Below are 24,340 nucleotides of genomic sequence, written 5' to 3' on the forward strand. Positions count from 1 at the left end.
AATCTTGCCAAGCCATTCTCCAGTGTCTTCCGGCCAGAAACACGCACAGGCGAGGATAAAGGCAACAACAAGTCCAAATACGGTCATTGAATTACCCTCCTGCCGGCCTTCACGCGATATCTCGGCTTGCTAAACCATACGAAGCCGACCGGCTGCACAAAGTGCACGTCGTCAACCGAGAACGACGGCACGTTTGTTCGTTGAATCCACCAGGTCACGCCGCCTCCTTCTCTTCCTGTTCATCACCACAAGCCCCCAGCATCACGGCCAGCACGTTGAACGCTTCGGCCGCATCGCGTGCCTGCTTGGCATTAAGCGTGGCTCTGGCCGGGAAGCCGTCCTCAATGATTGTTGCCGTCATGAGGGAGCCAATGCGGCGCACCGCAAAATCGTCGGTGATGCGGATGGTCATGGAACTACCGGAGCGCTAAATGTGACGCACGACGGCGAGCCGCCAACAGGAATAGCGAACTCAGGCGCCGTCCAAGACCGTTCGTCGTCTTCTGGAATATCGGTCCACTCTTCCCAGGCAACAGCTTTGTCAACTGGAACTACGTACCAGTGTCCACTGCAGTCTCTGGACATGAAGTATCTATCTGTCATTGGCCAGACTCGATGCTTGATGCCACGTTGCTGGCCATATCAGCCGCCAAATGGTGATACAGGGCTCGCTCACCGTCCTTCTCTTCTTCGGCCAGCTTGCGCGCTGTTGCCTCCCAAGAGCGAGCCAACCCCGCACACCTCTTACGTTCGGCAAGAATGGCCCTGGCTACTGAATGCGCGCATTGGTCGAACTGGAAAACCGTTCCATCGTCTATCGTCCATCCTGATATGGCAATTCGAGCTTGCGTCGCTACATCTTCAGGAATCTCATTCACGCCGCCGCCCTCGCCTGCTCTTGGCGCTGGCGCTGCACTTCGTAAAACGCACGAAGGAATTCAGCACGCGCACGTTCAAATGGCCAAAACTCCAATTCAACGCCGAGCGGTGGCCCAACATTGGGGTCAACTTCCCAAAGGTTTTGAGTCATCTCGTCGTGACAAATGCGCTTGTCTGCTTCATGCACTGCCCCTGGAATGTGCTCCGGAAGATCGAACTTTGGGGCGATCGCTTTCCGCCAAATAAGCGACTCTGCTGCCGCAATGGCCGAACACGTCTTCTTGCGCGGACTAGCCACGTCGTTGAAGCCAGAAAGAGGCTCTGGTGCATCGTGCACCAACCCGGCAAGCCTCGTATCCAATGAAGCTGCCTGCGCAACCAGCCAGCGATAGACATGTACGCTGTGTTCGGCGGTTGTGTACTCACGCCGACCGTGGCCGCTATACCGGCGCGTCATTGCCAGGCTGTGCGCGATGTCCTCAATTTCAAAGTCTTCCGGGCGAGGATCGTTGAAATAAAAACGACCGGTGTACGTGGTGATGTACGGTCCGCGGTCTTTTGGTTTAGCCCAATCGGTAATGTTGACGCTGCGCGGGTTTTTATAACTGTTGCGCTCCGTTGCGGCCCCCGCAACCTGGCACACATCTGTGGTGGGAATCGTGGCATTGTCATTAGCGCCGACCGGCAAACGGCGGCCAAGAGCCAACGGAATGACAAGCTCCCGCTCGCATTCGTGAATTCCATACATATGCAGCGGCCCGAACGCGGCTGTCGCCAGGTCGTCGGGATTATGCTCGACGTGCTGGCGGGCAAGATTGTCTGTGATCATTCCTCGAACTCCTGCCAAACAGCCGTTACTGGCTGCACGACCAATTCATGACTTCCGGCAAACGCCTCACCGCTCGAGCAATAACCTTGCGATCCGTATTCGCTCTTAAGAAGGACGTCGCCACCCAATACGAAAAATCCCGGACGGCATTCTTCGTATGTGCACGGCCAGCCGTCCGGTTCCATAAGCAGGCGCTTCATCACACAACCTCCCTAATCACTTCCTGAAAAAGCCAGTTGGCAAAGCCAAGAACCAGGAGCGCCCCGAATATCCGGAACGCCCACACTTCGGTGGTGGTCAATATTTCCAACCTGGATAGCTGAACGCCAAGAAGCCAAGAGAACTGGTCAGCAGGAGCAGGACTGCTCGGCCGCCACTGTCAGATAGCGCAAACGACAAGTCGAAAGCCACGAACGACATTCCAAGATATGGAACCAGGCACCAGAGCGCGGTTCCAATAAGACGCTTCGTCTTCCAGTTCATTATGCCGCCCTCCGTTCGGGTTGATTGTCGTTTGCTGCAACGGGCGTATCCATCATCGCCACTCGCACTCGGCTAATTTCGCCCATGCCACTGTGGTAGGTGATCGTCTGCAAAGACCGGCCAGACGAGAACCCGGCACCGTAGTGCCACGCGTCGGCAGGAATTGGCGCCTGATGCGACTCACACACAACGCCGCCGCCCTCCGTCACGAAGCCGGACTTGTGATGGACGTGGAAGCCGTGCGCATACCGGTACTTGGTGGCGCCCCACATTTCCGCCCTTCGGCTGGCCATGACTTGCGGCATGTCGCGCAGCTTGACTTCATGGCCGTGAGTAGCGGCCAGCATCACCTTGCCGTGCTGGTGATAGAAGAACAGCGACAGATCCAGGTCAACATAAACGCGCGGGTCGTTCCGATACCAAGCCGCCAGATACCAAGCCACGGCCGGCGCGGTTTCTTTGTCGTGGTTGCCCTTTAGGTTTCGAACGATGACGCGGCCATTGTGGCGAAGCGCGGCATCGATGGTGCGGGCCATGAGGCGTCCCGCGACTTCAACGGTCTTGGTGTGCCGACCGTCCACGTCCAGCTTGTTGTGGCTGCGCTCGGTTTCGTTGTTGTGGTTGTCGGCGTGCGTCAGGTCGCCACCACCAAGAACAATTGCCGTACCCGCTCGAGGCGACCGCGCAATCGCATCTTCAATGCCGCGCCCAATCTCGCGCTCTGATATCTTCAGATCCCAATTGGTGTCGGTTTCGCGATGCCAGGCAAACATGCCGACGTGCCAGTCATTGCACGGAATGAGCGTCAAAAGCGCGTCGTCGCAATAGGCTGGCGGCTCGCTGACCGGTGCGGCAGGCTCGTAACCCTCGAAAGCCTTCTTTAGAACTTCAGCAAGGTCGACCGGGCTGCGCTCAAGCGCCGTCTTGTTCCACTGCAGAACAACCCGACCGTCACCGTCAACCAGCGACGACACACCTTTGACGATGTGGCCTTGCGGAACTTCGAACGGCCCGCCGTGCTCCTTCACCTGCTTGGTGAACGTGCCGCGCGGTGTCTCCGTAAGCGACTTGATCACATAACCCGGCATAGTCTCAGTGCCTGGCTTCACAAGGCCGCGCTCTGCTGCCCGCTTCAGGCGGTTCTGGAGAGTGCTGTAGGCGCAACCAAGACGGCGCGCCGCCTCACGGTCGCTGTCGCAGGAGGCGCGCATAAGCACAGCCTCCATAATCTGCTCATCGGTAAGGAGATGCAATATGGTTAGTCCTTAATAAGATCGATCAAAGCTACGGTTACGCATAGACCGGCGAAAATCGCACTTAAGGCCGCGGCCCATTCGTTTGCGGCTATTCCATGAAGTATGGCAGCGACCCCGCCAGAAGTAGCGAAACCAAGCATTATTGCTGCGAAGCGTGTCACAACTTCCTCCAAGCCATAATGTCACTAGACGCTCCGGTGTGCGCCCAATCCACCGCGCAACCTTCCGGCATTTCAACTTCGCGGCCGTCACGCCGCTTGATGGCGACGGCGCTTTTCGTTGGTGCGTCGCCGCCTTTGTGTGGGTGCCAGGTCATGACGGAATATTCTTCGGGTCTACGGCGTCACTGTCACCTGTCGCCTGCCAAAAACAAGCTTCTGCCGTCTTCGCCAGCGCAATGGCGCGCTTATCTAATCCACCCTCTGCGGCTTTATATGCCGCCTTCTCTAGTGACGTGCCGATGCGCTTCCACATACGGCAGTTGCGCATCAGCGCTTGTCCGGCGTCCAACATCAAGCCGCCTCCCCCTTGGCAACATCATCGTTGTCGCACATGACCTTGTAGGTATGTCGCGCTGCGGTCAGGTAGACCACAACGCCTTCTGGCTTGGTGAAACCTGGCGCAGCCGTACTGCCGTTTGCGCGAAGCATTGCAACCACGTCGTCAACAGCGTCGGTCGTGAAGTCACCAGCATACAACACCGGAACCACACCGCAGCACGCAGGACGCTCGCCGCTCCATCTACCGGCATTAAACAGCGAGAAACGGCGCTCGTGCAGGCCGTAGCCGCGCTGAATGCCCAAGCCCCACCACTCGCCAAAGTGCTGGCCGGGACCAAGTTCGCGAAGTCCGTCCGCGTGTTCGGCCACCCACCTTGCAAAACCAAAGTTGTCATCCTCTGGCGAAATCCAACGATTACGCGAACCGGCTCGCACAGAGCCGTCTTCACCGACGACAACTTGTGCATTGGTGCCGTCAATCTTCTCCGTAATGACGCATCCACGCTTCAGGCGCGGGATCTTGGGAAACGGTACGAAAGGAGCATTGTCGTTAGATGCAACGTCGTTCATAGCATCACCCTCCAATCTCAATCTGCGGCCGCTCTTCGGCCTTGTTGCTGTCGTCAGTAACCGGCGCTTCGCCGTCGTAAGACATGCCGCCCCCCTCGCCGTTCATGGTGGCCTTAACTGTTCCTCCTTCGCCAGCCGTGTCCAACGCCTCTTGCAAGTCGTTAGCTTGGCCGGTGGTATAGGGGAGAAGGTAGTAGGTGGGCTCGCCGTTGCCGTTGTCGAGCAGGACGTAGATTGCCCCACTACCGTTACCGTCAGGGACGTCAATCCGTGCGCCCAGCACCGTGTATTGGCCTGCCGGTGGCGCAGTGTATCGTGGCGTACCGGTCGGCGCATAGATTGCCATAGCGGCGATAACGGCAAGCGCCGGTAGCGCCCACAGACGCCGCACGCCGTACCAAGCATAACCGCAAAGTGCCAGGCACATGGCCAGCCAGATGGTTGTGAGAGCGATCACGTGTTGCGCTCCGCAATCATGGCGTCGGCTACGTCAAATGCGCACTTGACGGTCTTAGATGTCAAATCTTGAGCGTGGACCATTCTGGCGATAAGTCCAGTGAGCGCGTGCGCGGCGTAAAAATCGCGCAAAGACATGCCTGGATCTGGGTTGTATGGGCGGTCGTCTGTATTGAATATCTGAGGAAACGCCGGCCCACCGTCATTCTTCGTCATTGTTAGCCCTCACATCCAACAGCGCATTTTCGTAACGCGCCTTCGCAGCTTGATAGGCTATCGCGTAATGGCGCACCGCTACTTCAAGTCTGCGCGCTTGTCCGGCATGCCACCAAGCCATAATGCGGGTTATCATCTGCGGCGCTCCGACCATTTGGAATAGGCCGTAAACCCAACGGCAGCCACGACAAGCACAACGAACATTCCAGCGTAGATGAACGTCACTTGACGGTGCTCCGTAACGGCTTGAATACCTCGTTGCTGCTTACGACTTGGCCGTTTTCGCCCAGCGTAAAGCGCACAACGGTACGCTCTTGTTTTGGCTTAATCTCGATATCGCGCGACAGCAAAAGCCGACCGTTGATAGCGATCTCGACATGGACCGTTACGGGACCGGTCGGCAGTGAATAACCGTGCAGATTGACCACGAATTCGCCTGCCGGCGTCGCTCTGGCAAATGCCGACTCGCAGTTTGACGGTCCGCTATCGTTCTCCTGGCCAAGGTCGTCTCGTAACAGCGACCAAACCGCTCCCGACTTGTTGCTATAACCTGTCGCAGCCTTCTGGCCGGGCGCATCCGTCCACAAATCTACATCGATGTCGCCGGTCTGCCAGCACGCCAAAACAGCTATGTTACCTGGAGGCGGTATATTGTCTTGTGCCTTCGACGGCTCGTTGATGAGTGGCAACATGAGATAGACGAATGCCAGCAAGGCGGCGCTTAGAACGCCAAGTAGATCCACATACGACCAAAGCCAATCGTCATCGTCGTGCTTGCGGGAAGCCATTAGTTGTACTCCGGCGCAAGCTTGTCCGTAGCCGTTGTCAATATGCGAATGTTCACGATGGTCCAGCACGCTAGAGACAACGCCGCCACGGTTGCCGAGAAGCAGGTCCCAACTCCGGCAAGAAACTGCGCACCGCCAGCACTAACCTCTTGCGCCGAAGCGCCGGACTTGATCGCGCTGAATGCGATCATGAGTCCGATTGCGTTGCCAAGTACGCCAAAGATGAACAGCAGCTTTCTAAGGTCTGACAGATGGGCGCTATCTATCTCAATAGCTTCCTTGGCGCGTTCACGTTGGTACTTGTGCGACTTCTGTGCCGCCTTATCCACCTTGCGCGCCTGTAGGAATGTCGACACGACGCCAGCAGCAAACACCGCAACGATAAGCAGTCCGATGTGCGAGGCGTCGGTCGCAACAAGGCGTTGCAGGTAACCCATCATGTAGGCCCACACCAAGACGCACGCGCCGCCGAAATTCACGATGAATAGCTTGGCGACGGTCATTTCGTCACCTTGATGGCCGCAACGCCACCCCAATAGATTGGCCAGATCAACCCTGCCGCCATTGCCGGCAATGCAGACTGTACGAAACTTCCGCCGCTGTACTTTGCTCTAATATTGTCTTGACGGCAGACCCAATACTTGTCCCATTCGCTCGACAATATGTCTGGCACTTCACCGCAATCAACAACAGATGTCGGCGGTTCATAAGACCGGTTAAATACGTGACCAAAAGTCAGGAAACCGGCAACAACGTAAGCGACCAATACGAGCGGCCCGCATGGCGTCTTCTTAACTTCACCCTTATTTGGTTTCGTAGGCATCACACGCCCTCCCGCCCAAGCAGGCCGCACACGGCGTTAGACGGCACTACGAAGGCAAACCCGCTAGTGGAGCCTCTTTCGTTGCCGTGCGGATCTACTACGCCAACGTTGATGCCAACAACCTTGCCATATTGGTCATAAGCCGGTCCGCCACTCATGCCGCTAGCCATACTGACGTCGACAATAAAGGCAGACTTCCAACTTGGCGAATATTCGCTAGGCTTTGATGCCACGTAACCGCGCATGGTGATAAACTTGAGGCCAAAAGGATTCCCCTTGGCCGTGATTTCCTCACCAACACTAGGCGTGCGGCACGACAACGATGCGGCGGCAAACCGCTTGCTGTTGGCCGGTCGCACTGCGGCAATGTCGTACTGCTGGTTAATCCACAGAACTTCGCCTTGCTGCACGTCGCCGTCGTCGCTGCGAAGCTTAATTGTGCCGGATGATGTGGCAACAACATGCGCTGCTGTGATGACAACGCCACCGCCGATGTACACACCGCTACCAAGCCCGGTGTCCGTCTCAATGCGCACAACGCTGCTTGCGCTTGGAACGCCGCCTGTTTCGATTGGATCTGTGCTGGCGCATCCGGCCAGCATAGAGGCGGCAAAGAGGGCTGCTGCAAACGATCGTGCGCGCATGGCCGTTGTCCTGATTTGAAGGGTGTATTTCCTTTGCGATTCTTACATTAGGCGTTTTCGCCTAGAATGTCAATGCGGTTATGCTAAAGCGCCTAGAGAGTACCACAAACAGAAAAAGCCCCGCTGCCGGTCAAGGCAAACGGGGCTTTCTGGAAATGGATAGGTAATAAAATCAGTTAAACTTCACGCCCATGGCGGTGAGTATCCACTTGACGTTGGCGATCATTGCGCCAAGGCCAATCCACAGAGTGATGATGACCCACTTGGCGCCGCGTGCAGCCAGAAAAGCGGCATGCATTTCATCAACCTTGGTCTTCATGTCCTCCATCTGCGTTTCGAGGCGAGCCAAACGCTCGTTTTCTGCCGCGGTCATTTGCGGCCTCGAATGGCGGAAGCAATCGCCGTGATGCCTTGACCGGCAACCTGGACGCCGAAGAATGAAAGCAAGATAGTACCTTCCCACTGGTCAAAGGGCGCCGGGAATGCGGCCACCCGCCAACCAAGCGAAAAACAAGTATCGAGTGTCACGAGCAGGAGATGCAGTGCGAAGCATCCCGCAATCACTGCGGCAATGACGCGCATTTCCCAAAAGCCAGCCGTGGCAAGGCGGATTTCCTTGGCGCCAGCGCGAGCCTGCATTTCGGCTTCAAGCTGCTTAATGGCCGCCTCCGCAACCAAGCGCTGTTCGTCATTCTGCGCGGCAAGCTTCGCCTTATAGGCTTCGGTGAGTTGGCCGACCAGAGAACTGGTCAGCCACTTAACGATGGCGGCCCACATTACATGCCCGCTTCACGCCTGCGGCGCAGATATTCGGTGAAGATGCCGTTGAGCACCAGCAGCACCGGGAACCAGGCCGGAGGCAGGATGGGCTGCAATACGGCCGGATCCACATAGGTAACGATCGTGGCAACAACGCCCAGCACGGCCTGCAGACGGGCCCAAAGAATGGTTTCGGAATCGTGGAACCACCCGACAAGATGGCTCCAAAGGCTTTTTACATCGGGCAGCATCATGCGGCTTTCTTGAATATGGACAGGATCTCAGCGATAAGGCGCGCAATCCAGTTCTGGTTGTTGTCGTTGGCAGGCGCCGGGACGGTTGGCTTGCCGCCGACGCCATACCCTTCCGCCTTCAGCGAGGCGTCGTAGTCTCGCGCAATGGCGGCGATCGATGCGGCCTTATCCGTGCCGTTGATAATGCGGCGCGCGCCGACAAAATCTGACTTCGACAGGGTGATGTAGTCGCTCAAACGCTTGCCGGTGAACGTGCCCAGCCGCATGCCGTCAACCAGGATGCGCACCGCATACTGCGGCTCGAGCAACTTCCTTGGGCTGGCAACGAAGTCGACGCCCAACCTGCGCGACCAGTCTCGGTAGTTGCGCTCCCACGTCAACTGCACATAGCCCATACCTACAAAGGGATAGTAAGCCTTGCTCTTGAGATAAGTCTCGCCGCCGTACTCGCGCACCGGCCTCATGGTGCGGCCAGTTTCCCAATAAGACGTGGCCAGCACATAGGCCGTCTCATTGCGAAGCAATCCGGCCTTCTTGCATGTGTCGACAATCAGGCGAGTGTCGCCAAGGTTCATGTTTGGCATTCTTTGTCCTTCCTATCGCGCCAGCGCGCAAGCTCAATCGCGCAGTGGTTCGGCTCGGTGAACCGCGCTACCCATCGGCAGAATCTACAGCCATCACCGCGTGCCGCCGCTATGCGCGCGCAAAGCGTTTGTCCGGGCTCCCCGCCAGAGAGCCGGTTGAGCCACCTGGACAGGCGGCCAAGGGTTGTTGTGTGCATTTTTGCACCGCCCATTTCGCGAATGAATTGAAGCCAACTTGGCGAAAAGAACCACCAGAGCCGCCGAGTGGACGCGCACTCGCGCTGGGGTTTCTGGCCTATCGGCTATTTAAAAATGGGTCGGCAAGACCTAGAATGATTTGCTAATGTAGGAAGCCGTGACGATCTGGAGTTCCATAGTGAGCAAAAATGACTCTGATCCTGCACCCTCGGCGCCTCGTGATGGGCCGGGAATCTTAAAGGTTATCGCGATAGTCGCGTTCTTCATCGTCCTGTGGCAAATCGGGACTTGGTTCATTCAGTACTAATTGCCGACGCCACAGAACGGCGCTCACGAACGATGCTAGCAGCGAGCAGTCCCCATCCAAGCGCCGGCAAGGGCCAATAGACTGACTTCACGGCCAGCGCCGAAATCAGGATCACGCCGCCCGCGTATAGCGTAAATACCCACATTGGATCGTCACTGCCATCCCATAGCACCCGCCACATCGCAACGAGTGGAACTGCAGCCGTCAGCATCGCAAAGATCGCGAATGAAATAATCCCATAATCACGCCAGACGCCGAGCACATTGTGCATGTAGGTGCCGTATTCTCCATAATCGCGGATTTGGCCACCGTAGTCCCCCGTCAACGGCGACCGCTTGATAGACTCCCATCCGCTCCAGAAATACTTGCTGCGTTCGTGCATCGATGGCGAGCTAGCCAGGTCTCCGATCTCAGCGTAGCGTTCAATGGTCTCGGTTTTCTTGCCGCCTTTTCGTTCATCGCTGTCCACGCGCTCTACGATCAACGGGGGAGCATCGGCAGGCGAAAAATAAGCAATGACTTTCGGAACCGCCCGTTCCACCGCCAGATAGGCGGCCGGGTAGATGTAAACAAAAAGCGCCGTGAGAAAAAGCGCCACCGCAGCGGGGATCGTGAGGAGATAACGTCGCCTAAACACCTGAATGACAAACCATCCGAACGTCACCACCAACGCCGCAAGCAGATCAGCCCTTGAAGCCGTCAGGAACAACGTTGCATCCATAACAGCCAGGGAAACGATTTGACCTTGCGGGCGCCTTTCATAACTCAGGACCAGGATACCGGTGAACAGCACGGCTTGGCTGAACCATTGATAGCCTGCGATTCCCGGTTGAACGTCCTTCCATTCCGTGGGGATGAAGGAGACATCAAACGGGTCTATCAGAAAGAACGCAGCGCAAGCCATCGCCCAAAGAGAAACAGACGCTGCTGTTTTCAATCGTTCGTCGTACTCGAGCAAAAAACCTAAGCTATAGAGGCCGCCCCACGCGATTAACAGCTTCACCGACCCGGTAAACATCTCCGAATTTTGTTGCCATTCGTGGCCCCAAAATCGGTAGTAAATAGCGCAGACGGCAACCAGAGCAGCAAGGATGACAACCGGGCCGTGAACAATCCATGGACCGGATACGAAGGACTTCCTTGCCGCAAGAAATCCAAGAACAAGCAGGCAGACCAAGGTAGAGGCACCCCACCAAGCACCTGCGAAAAGAGGCATGACACCAAGCGCGGCTAGTAGGTGGTAAGCAAAAAATATTGGAAAAAGCACGAGATAGAAGACACAGGCGAGCTTGCCGCCAATAGACGAGAATCTGTCTTCATTTTGAGATAAAACCATTCGGCGCGACCCCCCTAACACCACAGGATCGCCTTTTATGATCGCGCCGAAGGTTTTGCAACACTGCCGACAGACTACAATGTCTTATTCAAGCGCTTGCCGGAGAAGACATTGAGCAACGTTGCAACAACATCAGCCACCTGCTTTGTCGTTGCCGTGGTTGGATCCAGGGTGAAGGACGTCGTTTCATTGTTCAATGTCCATGTCGGTTCATTTTGCGCCGTGTTGAAATAGCCAGGGAATGAGTTGCCCAACAAGTATGTTATCGTGCCGTCTACCCGATAGAGCTTCGTGGACGTTGTTCCGTAATTTTGGACTACTTCTAGACGAAGCCTTGTGTCGGAGAACCAAGCAAGATAAGGCCCAACAGCATCCAGAACGCTGTCACCGTCATCATTATCAAACCCAATGGCATTTCGGCTAAACCAGATGGTTGGCGTTGCCTCGAACAATGGGGGGCCGTTTCCATCTGCAAAAGCAGTGTAAAGCACAGGCGACTGTTGGTCTGAACCAACACCCGACTTACCACAATTCCAAATCTTGTTTTCTTCAATCACAGTGTGGTTGGAAATGCTGCCGAAGAGGCCGTTGAGCGCCGCCTTGTAGACAGAATTTCCTTTGATAGTTCCGCCAAACCAGCCGGTCCAAATTCCTCTATTTACGTTCCTTATCGAGTTCCCTTCAATGGTGGATTTGCGCAATCGGTCGCAGCGGATCGCGCTATCACAACGATCAAAGTCATTGCCCTTGATCACCCATCCTTCCGCCCAGATGTTGCGCCCGTTAACACCGGACGCCGCAACCGAACTGATACCCGAACCTCCGCCGTAACCGCAGTTGATGAATTTGTTTCCTTGAATGACCGCGCCCTGACGACGGAACCTCGGATGAATGCTGAACTTGGTACTGTCAAACGATACGCCAGACGTATGCGCGGTTTTGCAAACAAACAGGATCGAAGTGGAGCGGACGATATCGCCAACGGCGTAGGCCGTCGCCGTTGCCCAGGCTGGTCCGTAGTAAAATCCCGCGAGATTTTCAAACTGCATCTTGTAGCCAATCTGGCGACAAGTATCGAAGGTGTTGCCGATTACAGAGTGCCCGTCACTGTCAGAATCGTATACTTGATGTTGCCCCGGAGCCTCCCCAAAGTAGTTATCGTGCAGGAGAAGCACATCATTCATAATGGTGCGCAAGCTGATGGCGTGCCACTTGATGCGACAGTTGCAAACGTCGAGGCGGGATTTGTATGCAGTCGTATTGCTTGGGTTGTAGTAAGACCCGTCGAATTTGGGGATAGAGTAGATAGCGGCATCCGAGCCATTGCCCTGATTTCCGTCAATCTCAGGCCGAATGTAAGTAGGGCCAAGACCCACAAAATCAGAGTCGCGGATGGTTACATTCAGGACACCGAAACAAACGACATCGCACCCCGCATGGTTCCGGGTTGTTAAACGAGAAATAAATAGTTCGTAAAGGCTGTCCGCGTAGATTCCCGCAACATCATTGAGGCTTGAGGATTCATAATCGATCTCACCTCCTGGCAGCAGCGGAGATTGTCCCGCGTTAATCCTTGTCTGCGCATAACCAACCAGAGTCACACCTGTGACCTTCACCTTTCCGGTGCTGGAATATGGCGTAGAAATGAACTTAAGTGTCTTTGACAGAGAATTCTTCTGCCAAACTTCAACGCCGTCTTTCCCTCTTATCCAGATCGATCGGAAGTTATGGAAAGTTTGAGGATCGGACGTGGAGGCGACAGCCGTTCCAATAATCTGATAAGTGGATTGCGAAAGCTCGATTACCAGGTCTCCACCCCGGGCATTTGCCGCTGCAACCATAGCCACCCAAGCAGATGTATCACCGGCTGCGCTGACACCGATCCGGCCAAATTGTTCGGGCCGTAACCATGGATCTGTTACCTCGTAGCGTGTGCCGTTCCCGTTTTGAAACGACCCTCCTGATACAACCTTCTTCAGGATAGACCCGCTGCCCGATTGCTGCGCTGAATCGTAAAAGGCTACGATGTAGTAATCAGGATCGCTCGCAGGGGTATCCGACTGAACTTGGGCAATGGTCGCTTTGGGTGACTGAACTGAGGAGGCGGCAGCCTGTGCCGCCGCTGCAGCAGCCTCTGCTGCCGCTTGAATGGCAGCGCTTGCCACATCCGTCAAAAGCCTGAAGTTAGTGCCGTCGTCTAGGAAGGCCACAAACATCCCGGCTTGCAAATAGCCAGAAGAAAGCGCATTGCCTGTATTTGTTACAAGCGGCTTTGGAGACGCTCCGTTAGCGGCGATCGTGACCGCTCCGGTGTTCGCTTCGAACACATTCATTACCAGCAACGCAGCAGATGGCGAAGCCGGCAGCGGCAGGCTGGACGTGGCTATGATGGCGTTGGCAGTTCCGGCGCCAGCATCGTTAAGACGAATGAAGCTGTATGGTAAGTCAGCAACACGAACCCATGAACCCGTGCCGCTAGCACCAATCTTGCGATAGATGCCGTTATTTGCGACAACGGGGTCAGCCACGACCCAGGCGAGCGTGTTGGCAATCCAAACCAGATTCGCTTCAAGATTTGCGCGGGTGTCGTAGATTGCGCTACTACCGGAAGAGAGACCGGCTGAAACCATAGCCTCTAGCCAAGTACCCCACTCTCGAATCTTGGGCTTTCTTGGCTTGTGCGTGCCCGAAGACGGTACGCCATCAGTTTCAAAGTCGCGAAAAATCGCGTTGGCAAGATCGACCAAGCCAAGCTCCATTCATGCTCATTGTGTGCTGTTGCCTGGCGGGCCGCTACCGTCAGGTTACGGTCTTGGCGCCTGTCGCCACCGAGGCCGACTCCACGCCCGACGCATTGCGCGCCTTAAGCCAGTAATAGTAAGTACCGGCACTAAGCCCGGTGTTTGTCCAAGAGTCAGCAGTAGATGGTGCGCCATACTCGGTACGCACCAGCGTTGCAGTACCTTCGTTGTTGACGGTGTTGCGCCTGATATTCGTTGCGTGATAGTTCGCGCTATTGGGTGCCGTCCACGTCAGCGCAACCTGTCCTGCACCTCCGGTGCCGCCAACTCCTGTTACAACACCAGGTGCCGTTGTGTCTGCTACTGGCGTTATGACGATGCTGGAAGTCCAGTCGCCCGGCTTACCCGATGCTGAAACATGGCGAATCTGGAACTCATATTGCTCGCCATCGGAGAGAGCAAAACTCTCGGCGCTTGTTGCTCCATCCTGAACACCAATTGGTATCCATTGCGTATCGGCCGTGCGCTTACCACGTGCCTGCACCTTAAGCGAAGCCACAGGTGGCGCACTAAACGATAAGCTTGCATAAGGTACAGGCGAACCGGCAACTGTTTTGCGAGTGATCGTAACATTGAAGCCAGTCGGATCCGGTATCGTTCTATCAACAACGGTATCGTCTCTAACTGGTGCAACACCCTCTTGGTCAGGAGACCACTGATATGCTGCCGATGGCATCGACTGCACGTTGAGCGTCACGCCCTGCAGCAGATTTCCTTCCGCAATGTCAAAGCGGAAATCCTGGACCTCAAACACCTCATCGATGTTGAATAGAGGATACTGGATGCGCACGAAGCGCTCACCCAGCGCCGCCAAGCCTCGCAAATTACATTGGAATGCTCCAACCCAAGTTGGATTGGCTCTGTATGCATCCAATTTCATTAGTCTGCGCGTCTGCGAGTGAGACGGCGACATGATAAAAGGCGTATCACGCTCTATCTCGCCGCGAGCTGATACATCCGCCTCGTCAATCCACGGATCCGCATCAGTGGTTTGGTAATCTTGGTCGGGACCAAGGTAAGTCGACCGAATGACGTTGGCGGTCGTCGTAACATCGCGGCCGCGCGCCACGTCATTGAAGCCAATGATTGCATCGGCGTCCAAGATGACGGTTGGCTCAGACCAAGCGCCAATATCCAGTGCAAGCCCCCCATCCGAAGTGGGGTATAGCCTGCCGTCCGTTGATGCCAGCATTCGGCCAAGAACATCGGCCGGACGCTCATTAAGGAAGTAGCTGCCCCAAAGCCTATACCGCGGCTCTGTGCCTCCGGCATTGAGCGTAATAGCTTGCGCGCACCTTGTGTAAGACTCTTGCCACTTGGCCAACGCCAGGGGCGTATTGAAGATCGAAGATGGCAAGCGCATGCCGTCGCCGTGCTTCATATAATCCAGAATTACCGCGGCGCCGTTATCTGACCAAGCCAACACACCGGTCACCGGATTTAAAACCAGGCATCCGCGCAACACAGCGCGGTAATTGGTGTTAATGCCGTTTGGAAAGCAGCCTTGAAAATCCTCGGCAGGGACCGGGCGCTGAAGAATTGCCAATGACGCAACTCCATTGCCTTTATGGGCACTGGTCCATTCGGGAAATGCAGCCGCTATGTGGCTGTAGACAGTCTCGGATGCTCCACCCAAGCGGTTTTGGATATTTACAAGTGACCCGTCGCCGCCTATCCATCTTCCCTCTATAACGTCTGAATTTCCGTCGAGCGTGACGTGCGTGTCATCAAGCCAGAATTCTTCAATTGCATCAATCGGCCCTTGCCCCAAGGCAAGAATCTTATAGAAAGACCCCTCCTTGCCCTCGGCAAACACCCAAGGGCCCGACACCTTAACGCGGCCGTAGTGGCGCGCTCGTGGCTGCGATGGCTGGCGAACGGATTGCTGTACGTCTTCGGGTTTTGGAGACTGCGGCTTGAATAGCGATGAAGCTAAAAGATTTAAGCCAACCGCCAGTCCGCCAGTCACAAGTCCAGTGATAGTGCTAATCGCAAGAGCGGATCCGGCCAAACCAATCGTTGCAGAGCTTGACGTTAGCAACCCAAATACAAGACCCTCAATAAATCCTGTCTTTGTGGCACCCATCGCAGCCATACGGCTGTCGCCAGTTACGTTGTTGCGCCAAAATCGCATATGCGCCAAGCCTTCCAAACGTTCGCCAGTGGCGCTGTAAAAAAACCGTCTTCGTGGCGGGTGATCCAATGACCACCAGCGTGGATGGCCGGACCGATGCGCTCACCGACATCCACGAGTCCGACGTCGCCGCGTTGCGGGCTGGCTGTTTTGACAAGCCCTGCGCGGCGCATAGCTGCATTCATAATAAGCGGCAGGTGCGGCAAGATCGCCATCGCGCCACCCTTGTCGCCATAAATGATGGGGCCAGCCGCAACTGGCGACACACCGCACTTAAGTCGCACCCACCGATCGCACATCATGGTGCAGTCGTTTAGGCCCCACGCGAACGGCTTAGCCGCCTCCCGCGCCAAAAACTCGTCAAGAGTCATTAGAAGTCCGGATATGTGAACGTCTTAAAAAGCAGGTTGGGCGTGAACTGAAAAAACTTGTCGCCCGGATGGCGCGTCTGCTGGTCGCGATCGGTGAATCTGCCGTTAGGCGGCTTCGACCGATTGAAGAAGACGTTTTCCGCAGTAATCGAAATTGACTGCACTGCGCCTTGTGTATCGCCCATTTGCGTGCGCGAAACCTTTGGCGGTTGGAGAAAGCCCCAAAAAACCGCGAGTGGCGATCCGACCGGGTTCCAAGCCTCGACTGTTGGGTGATCATCTCCAGCGAAAAGCTGCAGATAGACCTTGACTAACTGCTGGTCGACGTCTGGCGTTTCGGCTAGAGCAAGTCCAAGCAAGTCGTTTGCTTGATCAGGCAAGCCATTGAGTGTGAACGTTACGCTTTCCGATACCGTACCGCCCGACACGCCAAGCCCGTCAATGGCCGCGGCGCCCTTAAGAGGGGACCAAGTAAAGCCACCCGATACCAGGTCGGTGTAACCATTCCACAGGCGCACAGTGCTGCTTTGGAATTGCATCTCAACCAGAAAGTCGACAATGACTTTCCGCCCCGACAGCAACGCAAGCTGGTCGGCTGTGAAAAAGGACATGCGCTACCGCTTATTTTCTTAGAATGGCCTCAATCAATGCGCCCCAGGCGCGAATAGCCTTCTTGTCTGGTTTATACATCTTCGATAAAGCTCACGGAGGGGTTGGCGAAACGCCGACCGGACAAATCCAAATCCATCGCGTCGTCAGACGCCAAGCGAACGCGAACAACCGGATCGTCAAAATCCAGTATGGCTCCGGCAGCCGCCGCTTCCCGCAGCGGGGGGCGGAATGTTATGGCGGCGGTCGTGGGAGTCGTGTACGTTATCGTGCGCACACGATAGAGCCGTTCACCAATAGAAAAGTGCTGGCCGGGCTCTATCGTGCCACCATAGTTCACAACGATATTCGCCGACACAGCACGCGCAGAAATGCCGGAAGACAGCTCCACCGACATGGTGCCGCCCTCATATTCCGAGTCGTCGCCAAACGGCGCGTCGTCCCAGTGCGGAACGCCGTCCAACAGCGCAGCAGTTTCGGTTGACGTAAAACCATCCGGCAGCGGCTGATATGCGCGGCAAAGCGGGATGACTATCGATCCTAACCTACCTTCCAGCAAATTTGCGATCGCCCGGAACGCCAACACGTGGTTGCGCTCACGGATGATCAAATTGCTGTAGGTTGCCTTCCAGAGCCCCGCGTCTGAGGCAACCGTTTGAGTCGCCCCCGACACCGAGGCTGGTGCCGCCAACGTTCGTGGCGACACCTCAAACAACACATCGCGCGGCCGCAAGACGTGCACCGGCCATCTTATGGTCACGTTATCCAGTCCTCGATTGAGCGTTGGCCATCATGCCAGGAAAGTTCTTCTGGACGTTCTTAGTCGACGCCTGAATGATGGCAGGCGCAGCCTGGCGCACCGTTGACTTCGACACGCTTTCAACGAACGGCATCAGATTGCCGTTGTTATCGGCTGACACGCCTACCGTGACGTTGATGTTGCTGCTGTCCGCGTTCTTCTGCGGAATGGCTTGGCTTGCACGCAAATCAACCGGAATGCGTCTGCCGTCCGGCAGCGGCACAGCAGCTTCAGCCCGCCCGGTCTCACCAAAGATTGCCGCGGTCTTTGAAACACCGCCTCGAGCAAACTTCTTAAGTGGCTGTGGCTTGCCGTTCTTGGCAATGCCGCCATTGGCAAACGGAAACAGGAACGAGAACAACCCACCCAAAATGCCGCCGCCTGGCGTTGCTCCAAGGCCACCACCATCGAACAAGCTATTCAGGGCAATATCCAGCAGCCTGTCAGCTACCTTACTCAGTGCATTCGAAAGTGCTTCGGAAGCCGACTTGCCGTCTTTTAGGTCTTGAATAAACCCGCCTAGCAAGTCCTTGCCGAACGCCGACGACTGCGACATTTGCTGATTGAGGTTTTGGACCCCTTGCTGCATCTGCTCGCGGCTGGCATCGGCACGCGCATATTTCTCGGCAAGCTCATCGATCTTGGCGGCATATGCCGGCGTAATCTCAATGCCGTTGTCCATGGCATCGTTAAGCAACTTCTGCTTAATCTCTGCCTTGGTCTGCGCGTAGCCGTAATCGTTGATAAGCGGATTGACCAAGCCAAGCGCAGCAGCCTCCTTATTCAGAAGGTCAATGCGCAACTGCATGTCGCTCAATCGCTCATTGAAGCGATCTTCGTTCTTTACGGCGTCCTGTACGCCGCTGGGCGCCCCGCCAAGGAACATATCGGCTTCGGTGTTGCGACGATTGCGGTTGATGCCGCCGTTGTCGCCGCCAAGGCCACGGATGGCTTGTACAATCGTTGCCTGGTTGCCGGTCTTGATCGCATCCACAATGCGCTGCGGCAGCGAGCCGTAGTTGTAGGCGATCGACGTTAGCGCGGCCTGCTGTTTCTCATCAAAGCTGCTGAAGGTGTCGCTGCCAATCTGGCGCTTGATGGTATCCTGAAATTCACCAATACGGCGAACCAGGTCACGGTTTGCGTCGGCAACGGAGACCGACATGCCTTGCGTGATTTTCTGAATAGAGCCATCAGCAAGCGTTACTGTGTCGGATCCGTATCCAGCGCGGAACGCGTTTACGTCCCATTTCGGCCGAGAAATGAACCCCTCAAACTGCTTGATGACTTCAGCCGCACTCGAAACGCTGACGCTTGTACTTTTAACAAGATTTTCGGCTGCAATTTCCTTCGCAGCCTGGATCTTGGCGGCGGCCTCAGTAATCGCGACGCCAACCTCGCCGGCCGCCTTGATTATCTTGTCGGCGCGGTCATCAATTTCCTTCTGCAGATCTGTCCGCTGCGCGTCAGCGTTGCGGCCCGCTATGAAGTCGCCGTAGTCCTTGCCGTTCTTCTGGAACGCGCGCGAATCGGCTCGGTCATCAGTGTTCAAGCCAGCAGTGACGGCATCGCCGGCAATATTTGCCGTGGCTGCGGCCGCTTTATTGGATTCCGCGGTTAGCTCGCGAACGCGTGCAATGATGGCGTCAAACTTGCCGACCAACTCCGAAAGACCGGGGTTGTTGCCTGCGATAGCGGCAATCGCTTTACTCGCTCCGTCTGCATCAATCGTGCCGTCACGCAACTGCTGGCGCAGCTTGCGAAACTGCTTGATTTGAACGTCGCTGACGATGCCGGCCTTGGCTGCCTTCTCCAGGCGATCAAAGAGCTTGTCAATTTTGTCTTTGGCTTCGTCCAGTTCCTTCAAAAGGTCTCCGGACCCAAGCGAACCGGACAGGCCGGAACCGAGGCTTGAAAGACCGGTCGCATCACCGATGCCGCCGCCCAACTTTTGGGCGTATTCGTTGATGGTGTTTAGCGCCTCGGCAACCTTGCCAAGATAACCAGCACCGCCACCGCCCTGAAGAGCCTCGAGCGACTTCGACAGGCTGTCAATCGCGTTGACCAAATCAGTTCCAAGGAACCGGCCAACCTCACCACCAACACCAGAAACTTCACTCAGCTTGCCGACAAATGCGGTGAGCGAGTTGTTTACGAGCGAGATGCCCTCCGCAATCGTCGCGTTGGTCGAACCGTATGCCCGATCAATGAGCGGCTTGGCGTCAAGGATGGCTTTGAACACCCGGTCAACGGTTAGCTTGCCGTCTGCGCCTAGCTGCTTGAGGCCGCCAATTGTGGTCTCGAATTCGTTGGCGATCGCCTGCGCGATAAGCGGCGCGTTCTCGCGCAGAGACCGCAATTCATCGCCTTGCAAGATACCGCTACCAAGCGCCTGGCTAAGTTGCAGCACGCCGGCAGCCTGTTCGCTAGCCGACGCGCCACCCGCCTTGAATGCCTTGTTGACGATTTCAGTAGCGGTAGCCACCTCCTGCTCGCTTTTCGCGACATCCTTGGTGGATCGCAAAAGCTTAGCGTAAAGGTCAACGGTTTCTGTAATGCCAGAGCGCGTATCTGTGGCAATCTTGTTTATGTCATCAAGGGAACGCGCAGACCTGCCACTTACCGCAGACGCCGCGGCAATCTTGTTGCCCGCCTCCGTCCAAGCATCAGCGTAGTTCTTTACGGTGTTGACTGCCGCCGAGCCGATAATGGCGCCGACACCACCTTTAAGCGACCCACTCAATCCAGCAAACGACAAGCCCTTTTCTAGCTTCTTATTTGTTTGCGCGAACTGGCGTTCAATGCTCTTAAGGCGTTGCTGGCTTACCTTGTCGGCTTTGATAAGCGCGTTCTCGAATGACTTGGTCCTGGCTTCCAGGCTCACTATCAATCGTTCAAGGTCTGTAGCCATGCGCAGAATTCCGTGCTATAGGTGCGCGCTTAACGGGGCGTCACGACAATGAAAAAGATATTGATGCTTGGCTTCGCGGCGTTGGCAGCAACCAACGCGCAGGCAACCACAACGAACGGCGTTGCAATAAACGTAACAGGCATTGTTGCAGGTGCGGCCGATCTCTCGGTCTATAACCTTGCCGGGCCGCGCATTAAGTCGGCATTTATGTACTGCACGTTTCGCGACAGCGACGGCCAGCGCATAGATTCCGTGCCGGTTTATGTCGCCAATCTGGAGCCTGGTGAGACAGCCAATCAAAGGGCGACGATGTCAAATCGCATCATCGCCAATAAGGTTGACTGTTTCTTAGAATCGGTGCGCAGGGACTAAAAACCTACAATACCCATTTCGGCGAGCCTATCATCGCTAATGGTGCCGCCAACTGGCTTTGCCTTGCCGTTTGCCTCGTTAAATCCGCGCTGGGCCATTGCAAATTCCCATAGCGTCATCTGCCCAACTGGCGTTGGCAATACGGCTGCCCATTTGTAGACACTGCTCCAGCGAATTTTTCCACGCGGTAGTGGCTTCAGTCCGCCACTACCGCCTTCACTTCCCCCGATTGGTCGGTGCCCTCTTCTTCGTTTTCGTCACCGAAAAGAGCGTGTGCCAAAGCAAGGCGCGCCGTCAGCACGGAAAGAACAAGCGGCCTGTCTTCGACGTGCTTTTTAACCAGCTTGCGGGCCTCTTCCTTCTCAAGGCCGCCGCCCTCCAACGACAATCGAATCGTAGAGGTGATGTCGTCCACCATCCACTCACCGGTACCGAGACGATTGAAGATGTGCTGGGGGCCGGCGTCACAGCGCTCTTGAAGCGCGCGCAGCAAATCGATATTCAATTTGAACTCGTGTTCCCCTCCGGACCACGTAAGTTCTACGCCTTTAGCCACTCTTCCCCCTAAACCAAATATAGCCGCTTGGCACCCTTCTTAAGGTTGTCAAGCTTCCACAACGGCTGCAAATTTGTTAACGCCCATGCACGCTTAAAATCAGGGCAATCAGGCGTTTCGTATTGAAATAAAGATTTCGGAATCCGGTGGTCAACGTGCCATTCATCCATGTTGGACCAAGACATCCCGTCGACAAATTGAGATTCCAAATGGCGCATTAACTCGTCAAGCGTATACCCGACAAGAGACTCCCACCTCCAGCCGCCTTTTTCATCACGAAGACATTGCCAAATTGCGCATCCCATGCGGTTGTCAAGGCGATTACGCGGGTCTTTCCGATATCGCGCTTTGCGCTCGCGTATTTTGTCGGGATTTCTAATCCGCCAATTAGCCCGACCAATTTTTCTCGCTTCAGACCGACAGCCCTCGCAAAACCTAGCAAATGGACTTTTCCGAATAGCGTCTTGTCCGCACAATTCACATGAAAAGACCGCACCAAGCGAGTTGCCTCCGCGCTCAATGGTTTTTTCGCGAATCTTCCTGTTCTCGTCGGTGTTTCGGCATTCTATCGAGCAGTATTTTTGAGCGCTTGAGTCTGGTATGAAATCACGAAGACATTCTAAGCAAACACGAGGCTTGTGCCCGCCCTTGCAGCCGCGCCGTTTTATGACTTCTACTGAGCAATTTTCACAATATTTTTGACGGGACGTGGCTGGAGAAACGACAATACCGCACTCGACACAACTAATCGCCCTGGTGCCGCGTTTACTCCGCCTCTCAGAGTTAATACAGCGCCTGCACGTGTTGTGCTTCGGTCGGAATGAGTTCACGAGTTTGATTGTTTCGCAACAATCGCACAACCTGAACAGTCCTGCGTCACCAGCATAAACAAATTCGCCCATTGCAAGTTTCCCTCTTGCGTATCCATGTGGTGCCACGGCAGGCGCTGGATGGGCGCTCTTCGACTGGCCGGTCTAGCCGTGGCAATACACAATATAGGCTTTAGAGCCTATTTATTCTAGTCTAGGCTTTGTCCGTCAATGTAGGCTGGCCATCGAAGGCCAGTTCTATCTCGCAAGACACTTTTTGCCCCTTCGTACGAGTGTTCGTAAGCGTGGTGAGCAGCGCCGGTCCAGACTCAATTTCGGCATCACCAGACGCCGCAGCGGTATCGCGTACGCGAATATTTTTCGTGGCCGAACTATAAAACCACTGCTTAAGCATATCTTGGCTCTCGCGTGCCCACACGCCAGTGCCGCTTACCGTTACTTCAATTGAACGCACTTGGCGTTCCACGCTCAGAGGCAAACTTTCGTCTGCGCAATCAGGCACTTCGGCCGTGTCTACGTTGGCCGTGCGCGTAATCGTGCAATCGATAAGGCCACAAACAGGAGCATAGATACCGCTACCCGGTGCGGTTTCAATGTCTAAAATAAGCTCTTCAAATTTCTCGGTGACCGCTTTAGCCATGCGGCTCGTCCTTTCAAAAGAAAGGCCGCACTAAGCGGCCATAGTATTTTCTGATTTCAGTTTCTTAGGCGGGCGGCACGTCTTGGCGGCTCCCGCTGCAACCGCCGCGTCGATCACATCGCGCGGCCATGATTGCGGCTCTGCTTTCGGCTGTATGTCGAAGGCAATGGCATGCTTAGGGCGCCGATCGAACCCGAAGCGGCGCGTAAAAATGGCCCATGCTATGGTGATAACAGACCGGCTAAGCCGGCTCCTCTATCATGCACGACACGGTGACAATGCCGTGGTCAATACCGGCAGGATCCGGAATGATCCGAGTAACCGTAACCCAAATATCGACAAGCGCATTGTCGGTCAGCGTTAGCGCTTTGCGGTGCAATGCTTTGCGGACGGCGCCAACGAGTTTCTTTGTCTCAACCGCCCCAACCGCACTTGACCAAATATCAATTTGAACCGTAATGGTTAGGCCGTTGATGCACTCGGCGTCGTCTTCGTTCGTGTCGACTGGACCGAAAGAGATATATGCGGTTTTGCCAGCATATGGGTTGGTCGGTACGTTGTCGTACACGCCGCCCGCAATCGCCATTACCGCGGTGTCCGCCTTAAGCGTTGCGTAAAGTAGCCGCTGCAGTTCTTCCAGGCTATCCACCGGCGCCATCCTTTACGGCTTTATTTATGGCGCGTGTCACTCGCGACTTAACGCGCTTACGCAAAGCCCTGTACCCCGGCCAGAAAAAGGGTTGCGCCTTAGTGCCTGGATTTAATGTGCCTGGAAACTGACCAGCATTTACATGCGGTGCAGTGCCATACTCAACCAGATGTGCGTACCGCACCTTCGTGTTGCCGGCCGTGATCAGGAACTGCCCTTCGCGGGCTATTTGCCTGCCGCCTGGTTGAGAATAAGGCGGCGTCATTTCACCCGGCGACGTAACCTCGATACTGTTACGCAAATCGCCGTCATCGACAGGAGCTAGCGAATATTGCAATTCTGCAATCTCGTATGCCCCCTGCCTCAATGCAGCAACGGCGGCAGCCTTAGCCTTCGTTCGGATTTTCTTGAACTTGCCGCCAAGCCGGTCGGACGTCGCTTGAGCCATCAGGCTGCCACACCACTCATTGCCAGGAAATCAAAGAATCCCCGATCGTCGCTTTCGCGCGGTTCTTCCTTGACCATGTAAACGGCACCGCTGCGCATATCCTCGGCAAGCCACTCGTGTGTGATTTGCTTGGTGTTGGCGCTACGGCGCACCGTGACGATGATTTGTTCTTTGGCCTCAAGGCGCGCAGCCAAGACACCCTCGCCAGACTTCAGGCGCTTGATGCCGGCCGCACACTCGAATTGTGGGATCCAAGTTCCCTTGGTGTTCCCTGCGCCGTCGTCTTGGTCCTGCCGTTTGGAGAACTGGAGGCGCCTATTCAGACGCCCAGCGTCCAT

At 55.6% G+C, this 24,340-nt stretch carries 31 protein-coding genes; 1 reads left to right on the plus strand and 30 read right to left on the minus strand.

Features of this window, described 5'->3' with window-relative positions; genetic code table 11:
- Positions 1-214: 214 nt before the first annotated feature.
- The 25 genes from L4923_RS18555 to L4923_RS18675 form a co-directional block, all read right to left on the minus strand.
- A complete protein-coding gene (locus tag L4923_RS18555) occupies positions 215-412 on the minus strand; it encodes a hypothetical protein (RefSeq protein ID WP_239367793.1) in 198 nt (65 codons plus the stop codon).
- A 187-nt stretch (positions 413-599) separates the two neighbouring features.
- On the minus strand, positions 600-878 hold the full coding sequence (locus L4923_RS18560; protein WP_239367795.1) for a hypothetical protein: 279 nt from the start codon (positions 876-878) through the stop codon (positions 600-602).
- Positions 875-1,708, minus strand: a complete 834-nt coding sequence (locus tag L4923_RS18565) for a hypothetical protein (RefSeq protein WP_239367797.1) — start codon at positions 1,706-1,708, stop codon at positions 875-877. Before L4923_RS18565 ends, L4923_RS18560 begins: the two co-directional genes overlap by 4 nt.
- Positions 1,705-1,908 carry a hypothetical protein gene (locus L4923_RS18570; protein ID WP_239367799.1) on the minus strand — a complete coding sequence of 68 codons (204 nt, stop codon included), beginning with the start codon at positions 1,906-1,908 and terminating at the stop codon, positions 1,705-1,707. Before L4923_RS18570 ends, L4923_RS18565 begins: the two co-directional genes overlap by 4 nt.
- Before the next feature lie 282 nt (positions 1,909-2,190).
- Positions 2,191-3,417, minus strand: coding sequence for a helix-turn-helix domain-containing protein (locus L4923_RS18575; RefSeq protein ID WP_239367801.1), 1,227 nt, complete (start codon positions 3,415-3,417; stop codon positions 2,191-2,193).
- 342 nt (positions 3,418-3,759) lie between these two features.
- On the minus strand, positions 3,760-3,960 hold the full coding sequence (locus L4923_RS18580) for a hypothetical protein (protein ID WP_239367803.1): 201 nt from the start codon (positions 3,958-3,960) through the stop codon (positions 3,760-3,762).
- Entirely contained in the window at positions 3,960-4,517 is a 558-nt protein-coding gene (locus L4923_RS18585; protein ID WP_239367805.1) for an RNA ligase family protein, read from the minus strand. Before L4923_RS18585 ends, L4923_RS18580 begins: the two co-directional genes overlap by 1 nt.
- A 4-nt stretch (positions 4,518-4,521) precedes the next feature.
- Positions 4,522-4,974 carry a hypothetical protein gene (locus L4923_RS18590; RefSeq protein ID WP_239367807.1) on the minus strand — a complete coding sequence of 151 codons (453 nt, stop codon included), beginning with the start codon at positions 4,972-4,974 and terminating at the stop codon, positions 4,522-4,524.
- Positions 4,971-5,189 carry a hypothetical protein gene (locus L4923_RS18595; RefSeq protein WP_239367809.1) on the minus strand — a complete coding sequence of 73 codons (219 nt, stop codon included), beginning with the start codon at positions 5,187-5,189 and terminating at the stop codon, positions 4,971-4,973. The genes L4923_RS18590 and L4923_RS18595 overlap by 4 nt, the downstream gene beginning before the upstream one ends.
- Positions 5,176-5,325: a hypothetical protein gene (locus tag L4923_RS18600; RefSeq protein ID WP_239367811.1), complete on the minus strand. Its 150-nt coding sequence runs from the start codon at positions 5,323-5,325 to the stop codon at positions 5,176-5,178. The genes L4923_RS18595 and L4923_RS18600 overlap by 14 nt, the downstream gene beginning before the upstream one ends.
- An 85-nt stretch (positions 5,326-5,410) precedes the next feature.
- On the minus strand, positions 5,411-5,977 hold the full coding sequence (locus L4923_RS18605; RefSeq protein WP_239367813.1) for a hypothetical protein: 567 nt from the start codon (positions 5,975-5,977) through the stop codon (positions 5,411-5,413).
- Complete coding sequence (locus L4923_RS18610) at positions 5,977-6,480, minus strand: hypothetical protein (RefSeq protein ID WP_239367815.1); 504 nt, start codon at positions 6,478-6,480, stop codon at positions 5,977-5,979. Before L4923_RS18610 ends, L4923_RS18605 begins: the two co-directional genes overlap by 1 nt.
- Complete coding sequence (locus tag L4923_RS18615) at positions 6,477-6,800, minus strand: hypothetical protein (RefSeq protein WP_239367817.1); 324 nt, start codon at positions 6,798-6,800, stop codon at positions 6,477-6,479. The genes L4923_RS18610 and L4923_RS18615 overlap by 4 nt, the downstream gene beginning before the upstream one ends.
- Positions 6,800-7,444: a S1 family peptidase gene (locus L4923_RS18620; protein WP_239367819.1), complete on the minus strand. Its 645-nt coding sequence runs from the start codon at positions 7,442-7,444 to the stop codon at positions 6,800-6,802. Before L4923_RS18620 ends, L4923_RS18615 begins: the two co-directional genes overlap by 1 nt.
- A gap of 172 nt (positions 7,445-7,616) precedes the next feature.
- On the minus strand, positions 7,617-7,817 hold the full coding sequence (locus L4923_RS18625) for a hypothetical protein (RefSeq protein WP_239367821.1): 201 nt from the start codon (positions 7,815-7,817) through the stop codon (positions 7,617-7,619).
- A complete protein-coding gene (locus L4923_RS18630; RefSeq protein WP_239367823.1) occupies positions 7,814-8,221 on the minus strand; it encodes a hypothetical protein in 408 nt (135 codons plus the stop codon). Before L4923_RS18630 ends, L4923_RS18625 begins: the two co-directional genes overlap by 4 nt.
- Complete coding sequence (locus L4923_RS18635; RefSeq protein WP_239367825.1) at positions 8,221-8,457, minus strand: hypothetical protein; 237 nt, start codon at positions 8,455-8,457, stop codon at positions 8,221-8,223. Before L4923_RS18635 ends, L4923_RS18630 begins: the two co-directional genes overlap by 1 nt.
- Positions 8,454-9,041 carry a carboxypeptidase gene (locus L4923_RS18640; RefSeq protein ID WP_239367827.1) on the minus strand — a complete coding sequence of 196 codons (588 nt, stop codon included), beginning with the start codon at positions 9,039-9,041 and terminating at the stop codon, positions 8,454-8,456. The genes L4923_RS18635 and L4923_RS18640 overlap by 4 nt, the downstream gene beginning before the upstream one ends.
- 491 nt (positions 9,042-9,532) lie before the next feature.
- Entirely contained in the window at positions 9,533-10,882 is a 1,350-nt protein-coding gene (locus L4923_RS18645) for a hypothetical protein (RefSeq protein ID WP_239367829.1), read from the minus strand.
- Between the two features lie 74 nt (positions 10,883-10,956).
- Positions 10,957-13,629: a NosD domain-containing protein gene (locus tag L4923_RS18650; RefSeq protein WP_239367831.1), complete on the minus strand. Its 2,673-nt coding sequence runs from the start codon at positions 13,627-13,629 to the stop codon at positions 10,957-10,959.
- 52 nt (positions 13,630-13,681) lie between these two features.
- Positions 13,682-15,778 carry a phage tail protein gene (locus tag L4923_RS18655; RefSeq protein ID WP_239367833.1) on the minus strand — a complete coding sequence of 699 codons (2,097 nt, stop codon included), beginning with the start codon at positions 15,776-15,778 and terminating at the stop codon, positions 13,682-13,684.
- A gap of 14 nt (positions 15,779-15,792) precedes the next feature.
- Entirely contained in the window at positions 15,793-16,188 is a 396-nt protein-coding gene (locus tag L4923_RS18660) for a DUF6950 family protein (RefSeq protein WP_239367835.1), read from the minus strand.
- Positions 16,188-16,799 (minus strand): hypothetical protein, encoded by a 612-nt coding sequence (locus L4923_RS18665; RefSeq protein ID WP_239367837.1) that lies wholly within the window; start codon positions 16,797-16,799, stop codon positions 16,188-16,190. Before L4923_RS18665 ends, L4923_RS18660 begins: the two co-directional genes overlap by 1 nt.
- Positions 16,800-16,870: 71 nt before the next feature.
- The gene (locus L4923_RS18670) at positions 16,871-17,557 is read right to left on the minus strand and encodes a hypothetical protein (protein ID WP_239367839.1); all 687 of its coding nucleotides are present in this window, start codon (positions 17,555-17,557) and stop codon (positions 16,871-16,873) included.
- Position 17,558: 1 nt separating this feature from the next.
- On the minus strand, positions 17,559-20,507 hold the full coding sequence (locus L4923_RS18675; protein WP_239367841.1) for a tape measure protein: 2,949 nt from the start codon (positions 20,505-20,507) through the stop codon (positions 17,559-17,561).
- A gap of 48 nt (positions 20,508-20,555) precedes the next feature.
- On the opposite strand from L4923_RS18675, the gene L4923_RS18680 reads away from it, so the two are divergent.
- On the plus strand, positions 20,556-20,879 hold the full coding sequence (locus L4923_RS18680) for a hypothetical protein (RefSeq protein ID WP_239367843.1): 324 nt from the start codon (positions 20,556-20,558) through the stop codon (positions 20,877-20,879).
- A gap of 196 nt (positions 20,880-21,075) precedes the next feature.
- Here L4923_RS18680 and L4923_RS18685 read toward each other — a convergent pair whose 3' ends face one another.
- From L4923_RS18685 to L4923_RS18705, 5 genes are all read right to left on the minus strand, one after another.
- Positions 21,076-21,435, minus strand: coding sequence for a gene transfer agent family protein (locus tag L4923_RS18685; RefSeq protein WP_343303610.1), 360 nt, complete (start codon positions 21,433-21,435; stop codon positions 21,076-21,078).
- A gap of 1,023 nt (positions 21,436-22,458) precedes the next feature.
- Complete coding sequence (locus L4923_RS18690; RefSeq protein ID WP_239367847.1) at positions 22,459-22,905, minus strand: phage tail tube protein; 447 nt, start codon at positions 22,903-22,905, stop codon at positions 22,459-22,461.
- Between the two features lie 241 nt (positions 22,906-23,146).
- A complete protein-coding gene (locus tag L4923_RS18695; protein WP_425530972.1) occupies positions 23,147-23,554 on the minus strand; it encodes a DUF3168 domain-containing protein in 408 nt (135 codons plus the stop codon).
- Complete coding sequence (locus L4923_RS18700) at positions 23,547-24,002, minus strand: HK97-gp10 family putative phage morphogenesis protein (protein ID WP_239367851.1); 456 nt, start codon at positions 24,000-24,002, stop codon at positions 23,547-23,549. The genes L4923_RS18695 and L4923_RS18700 overlap by 8 nt, the downstream gene beginning before the upstream one ends.
- A complete protein-coding gene (locus L4923_RS18705; RefSeq protein WP_239367853.1) occupies positions 24,002-24,340 on the minus strand; it encodes a head-tail adaptor protein in 339 nt (112 codons plus the stop codon). Before L4923_RS18705 ends, L4923_RS18700 begins: the two co-directional genes overlap by 1 nt.

The organism is Terribium retamae, from assembly GCF_022347545.1.
Classification (GTDB): Bacteria; Pseudomonadota; Alphaproteobacteria; order Rhizobiales; family Rhizobiaceae; genus Mesorhizobium; species Mesorhizobium retamae.

Bases quoted from the DNA above. Each gene is read 5' to 3' on its own strand.
- L4923_RS18575 (WP_239367801.1), bottom strand. From the start codon at position 3,417: ATGGAGGCTGTGCTTATGCGCGCCTCCTGCGACAGCGACCGTGAGGCG.
- L4923_RS18675 (WP_239367841.1), bottom strand. From the start codon at position 20,507: ATGGCTACAGACCTTGAACGATTGATAGTGAGCCTGGAAGCCAGGACC.
- L4923_RS18680 (WP_239367843.1), top strand. From the start codon at position 20,556: ATGAAAAAGATATTGATGCTTGGCTTCGCGGCGTTGGCAGCAACCAAC.
- L4923_RS18605 (WP_239367813.1), bottom strand. From the start codon at position 5,977: ATGGCTTCCCGCAAGCACGACGATGACGATTGGCTTTGGTCGTATGTG.
- L4923_RS18580 (WP_239367803.1), bottom strand. From the start codon at position 3,960: ATGTTGGACGCCGGACAAGCGCTGATGCGCAACTGCCGTATGTGGAAG.
- L4923_RS18630 (WP_239367823.1), bottom strand. From the start codon at position 8,221: ATGTGGGCCGCCATCGTTAAGTGGCTGACCAGTTCTCTGGTCGGCCAA.
- L4923_RS18690 (WP_239367847.1), bottom strand. From the start codon at position 22,905: ATGGCTAAAGCGGTCACCGAGAAATTTGAAGAGCTTATTTTAGACATT.
- L4923_RS18700 (WP_239367851.1), bottom strand. From the start codon at position 24,002: ATGGCTCAAGCGACGTCCGACCGGCTTGGCGGCAAGTTCAAGAAAATC.
- L4923_RS18655 (WP_239367833.1), bottom strand. From the start codon at position 15,778: ATGGCTGCGATGGGTGCCACAAAGACAGGATTTATTGAGGGTCTTGTA.
- L4923_RS18640 (WP_239367827.1), bottom strand. From the start codon at position 9,041: ATGCCAAACATGAACCTTGGCGACACTCGCCTGATTGTCGACACATGC.
- L4923_RS18570 (WP_239367799.1), bottom strand. From the start codon at position 1,908: ATGAAGCGCCTGCTTATGGAACCGGACGGCTGGCCGTGCACATACGAA.
- L4923_RS18595 (WP_239367809.1), bottom strand. From the start codon at position 5,189: ATGACGAAGAATGACGGTGGGCCGGCGTTTCCTCAGATATTCAATACA.
- L4923_RS18585 (WP_239367805.1), bottom strand. From the start codon at position 4,517: ATGAACGACGTTGCATCTAACGACAATGCTCCTTTCGTACCGTTTCCC.
- L4923_RS18565 (WP_239367797.1), bottom strand. From the start codon at position 1,708: ATGATCACAGACAATCTTGCCCGCCAGCACGTCGAGCATAATCCCGAC.
- L4923_RS18660 (WP_239367835.1), bottom strand. From the start codon at position 16,188: ATGACTCTTGACGAGTTTTTGGCGCGGGAGGCGGCTAAGCCGTTCGCG.
- L4923_RS18705 (WP_239367853.1), bottom strand. From the start codon at position 24,340: ATGGACGCTGGGCGTCTGAATAGGCGCCTCCAGTTCTCCAAACGGCAG.
- L4923_RS18555 (WP_239367793.1), bottom strand. From the start codon at position 412: ATGACCATCCGCATCACCGACGATTTTGCGGTGCGCCGCATTGGCTCC.
- L4923_RS18600 (WP_239367811.1), bottom strand. From the start codon at position 5,325: ATGATAACCCGCATTATGGCTTGGTGGCATGCCGGACAAGCGCGCAGA.
- L4923_RS18620 (WP_239367819.1), bottom strand. From the start codon at position 7,444: ATGCGCGCACGATCGTTTGCAGCAGCCCTCTTTGCCGCCTCTATGCTG.
- L4923_RS18635 (WP_239367825.1), bottom strand. From the start codon at position 8,457: ATGATGCTGCCCGATGTAAAAAGCCTTTGGAGCCATCTTGTCGGGTGG.
- L4923_RS18645 (WP_239367829.1), bottom strand. From the start codon at position 10,882: ATGGTTTTATCTCAAAATGAAGACAGATTCTCGTCTATTGGCGGCAAG.
- L4923_RS18625 (WP_239367821.1), bottom strand. From the start codon at position 7,817: ATGACCGCGGCAGAAAACGAGCGTTTGGCTCGCCTCGAAACGCAGATG.
- L4923_RS18615 (WP_239367817.1), bottom strand. From the start codon at position 6,800: ATGCCTACGAAACCAAATAAGGGTGAAGTTAAGAAGACGCCATGCGGG.
- L4923_RS18665 (WP_239367837.1), bottom strand. From the start codon at position 16,799: ATGTCCTTTTTCACAGCCGACCAGCTTGCGTTGCTGTCGGGGCGGAAA.
- L4923_RS18610 (WP_239367815.1), bottom strand. From the start codon at position 6,480: ATGACCGTCGCCAAGCTATTCATCGTGAATTTCGGCGGCGCGTGCGTC.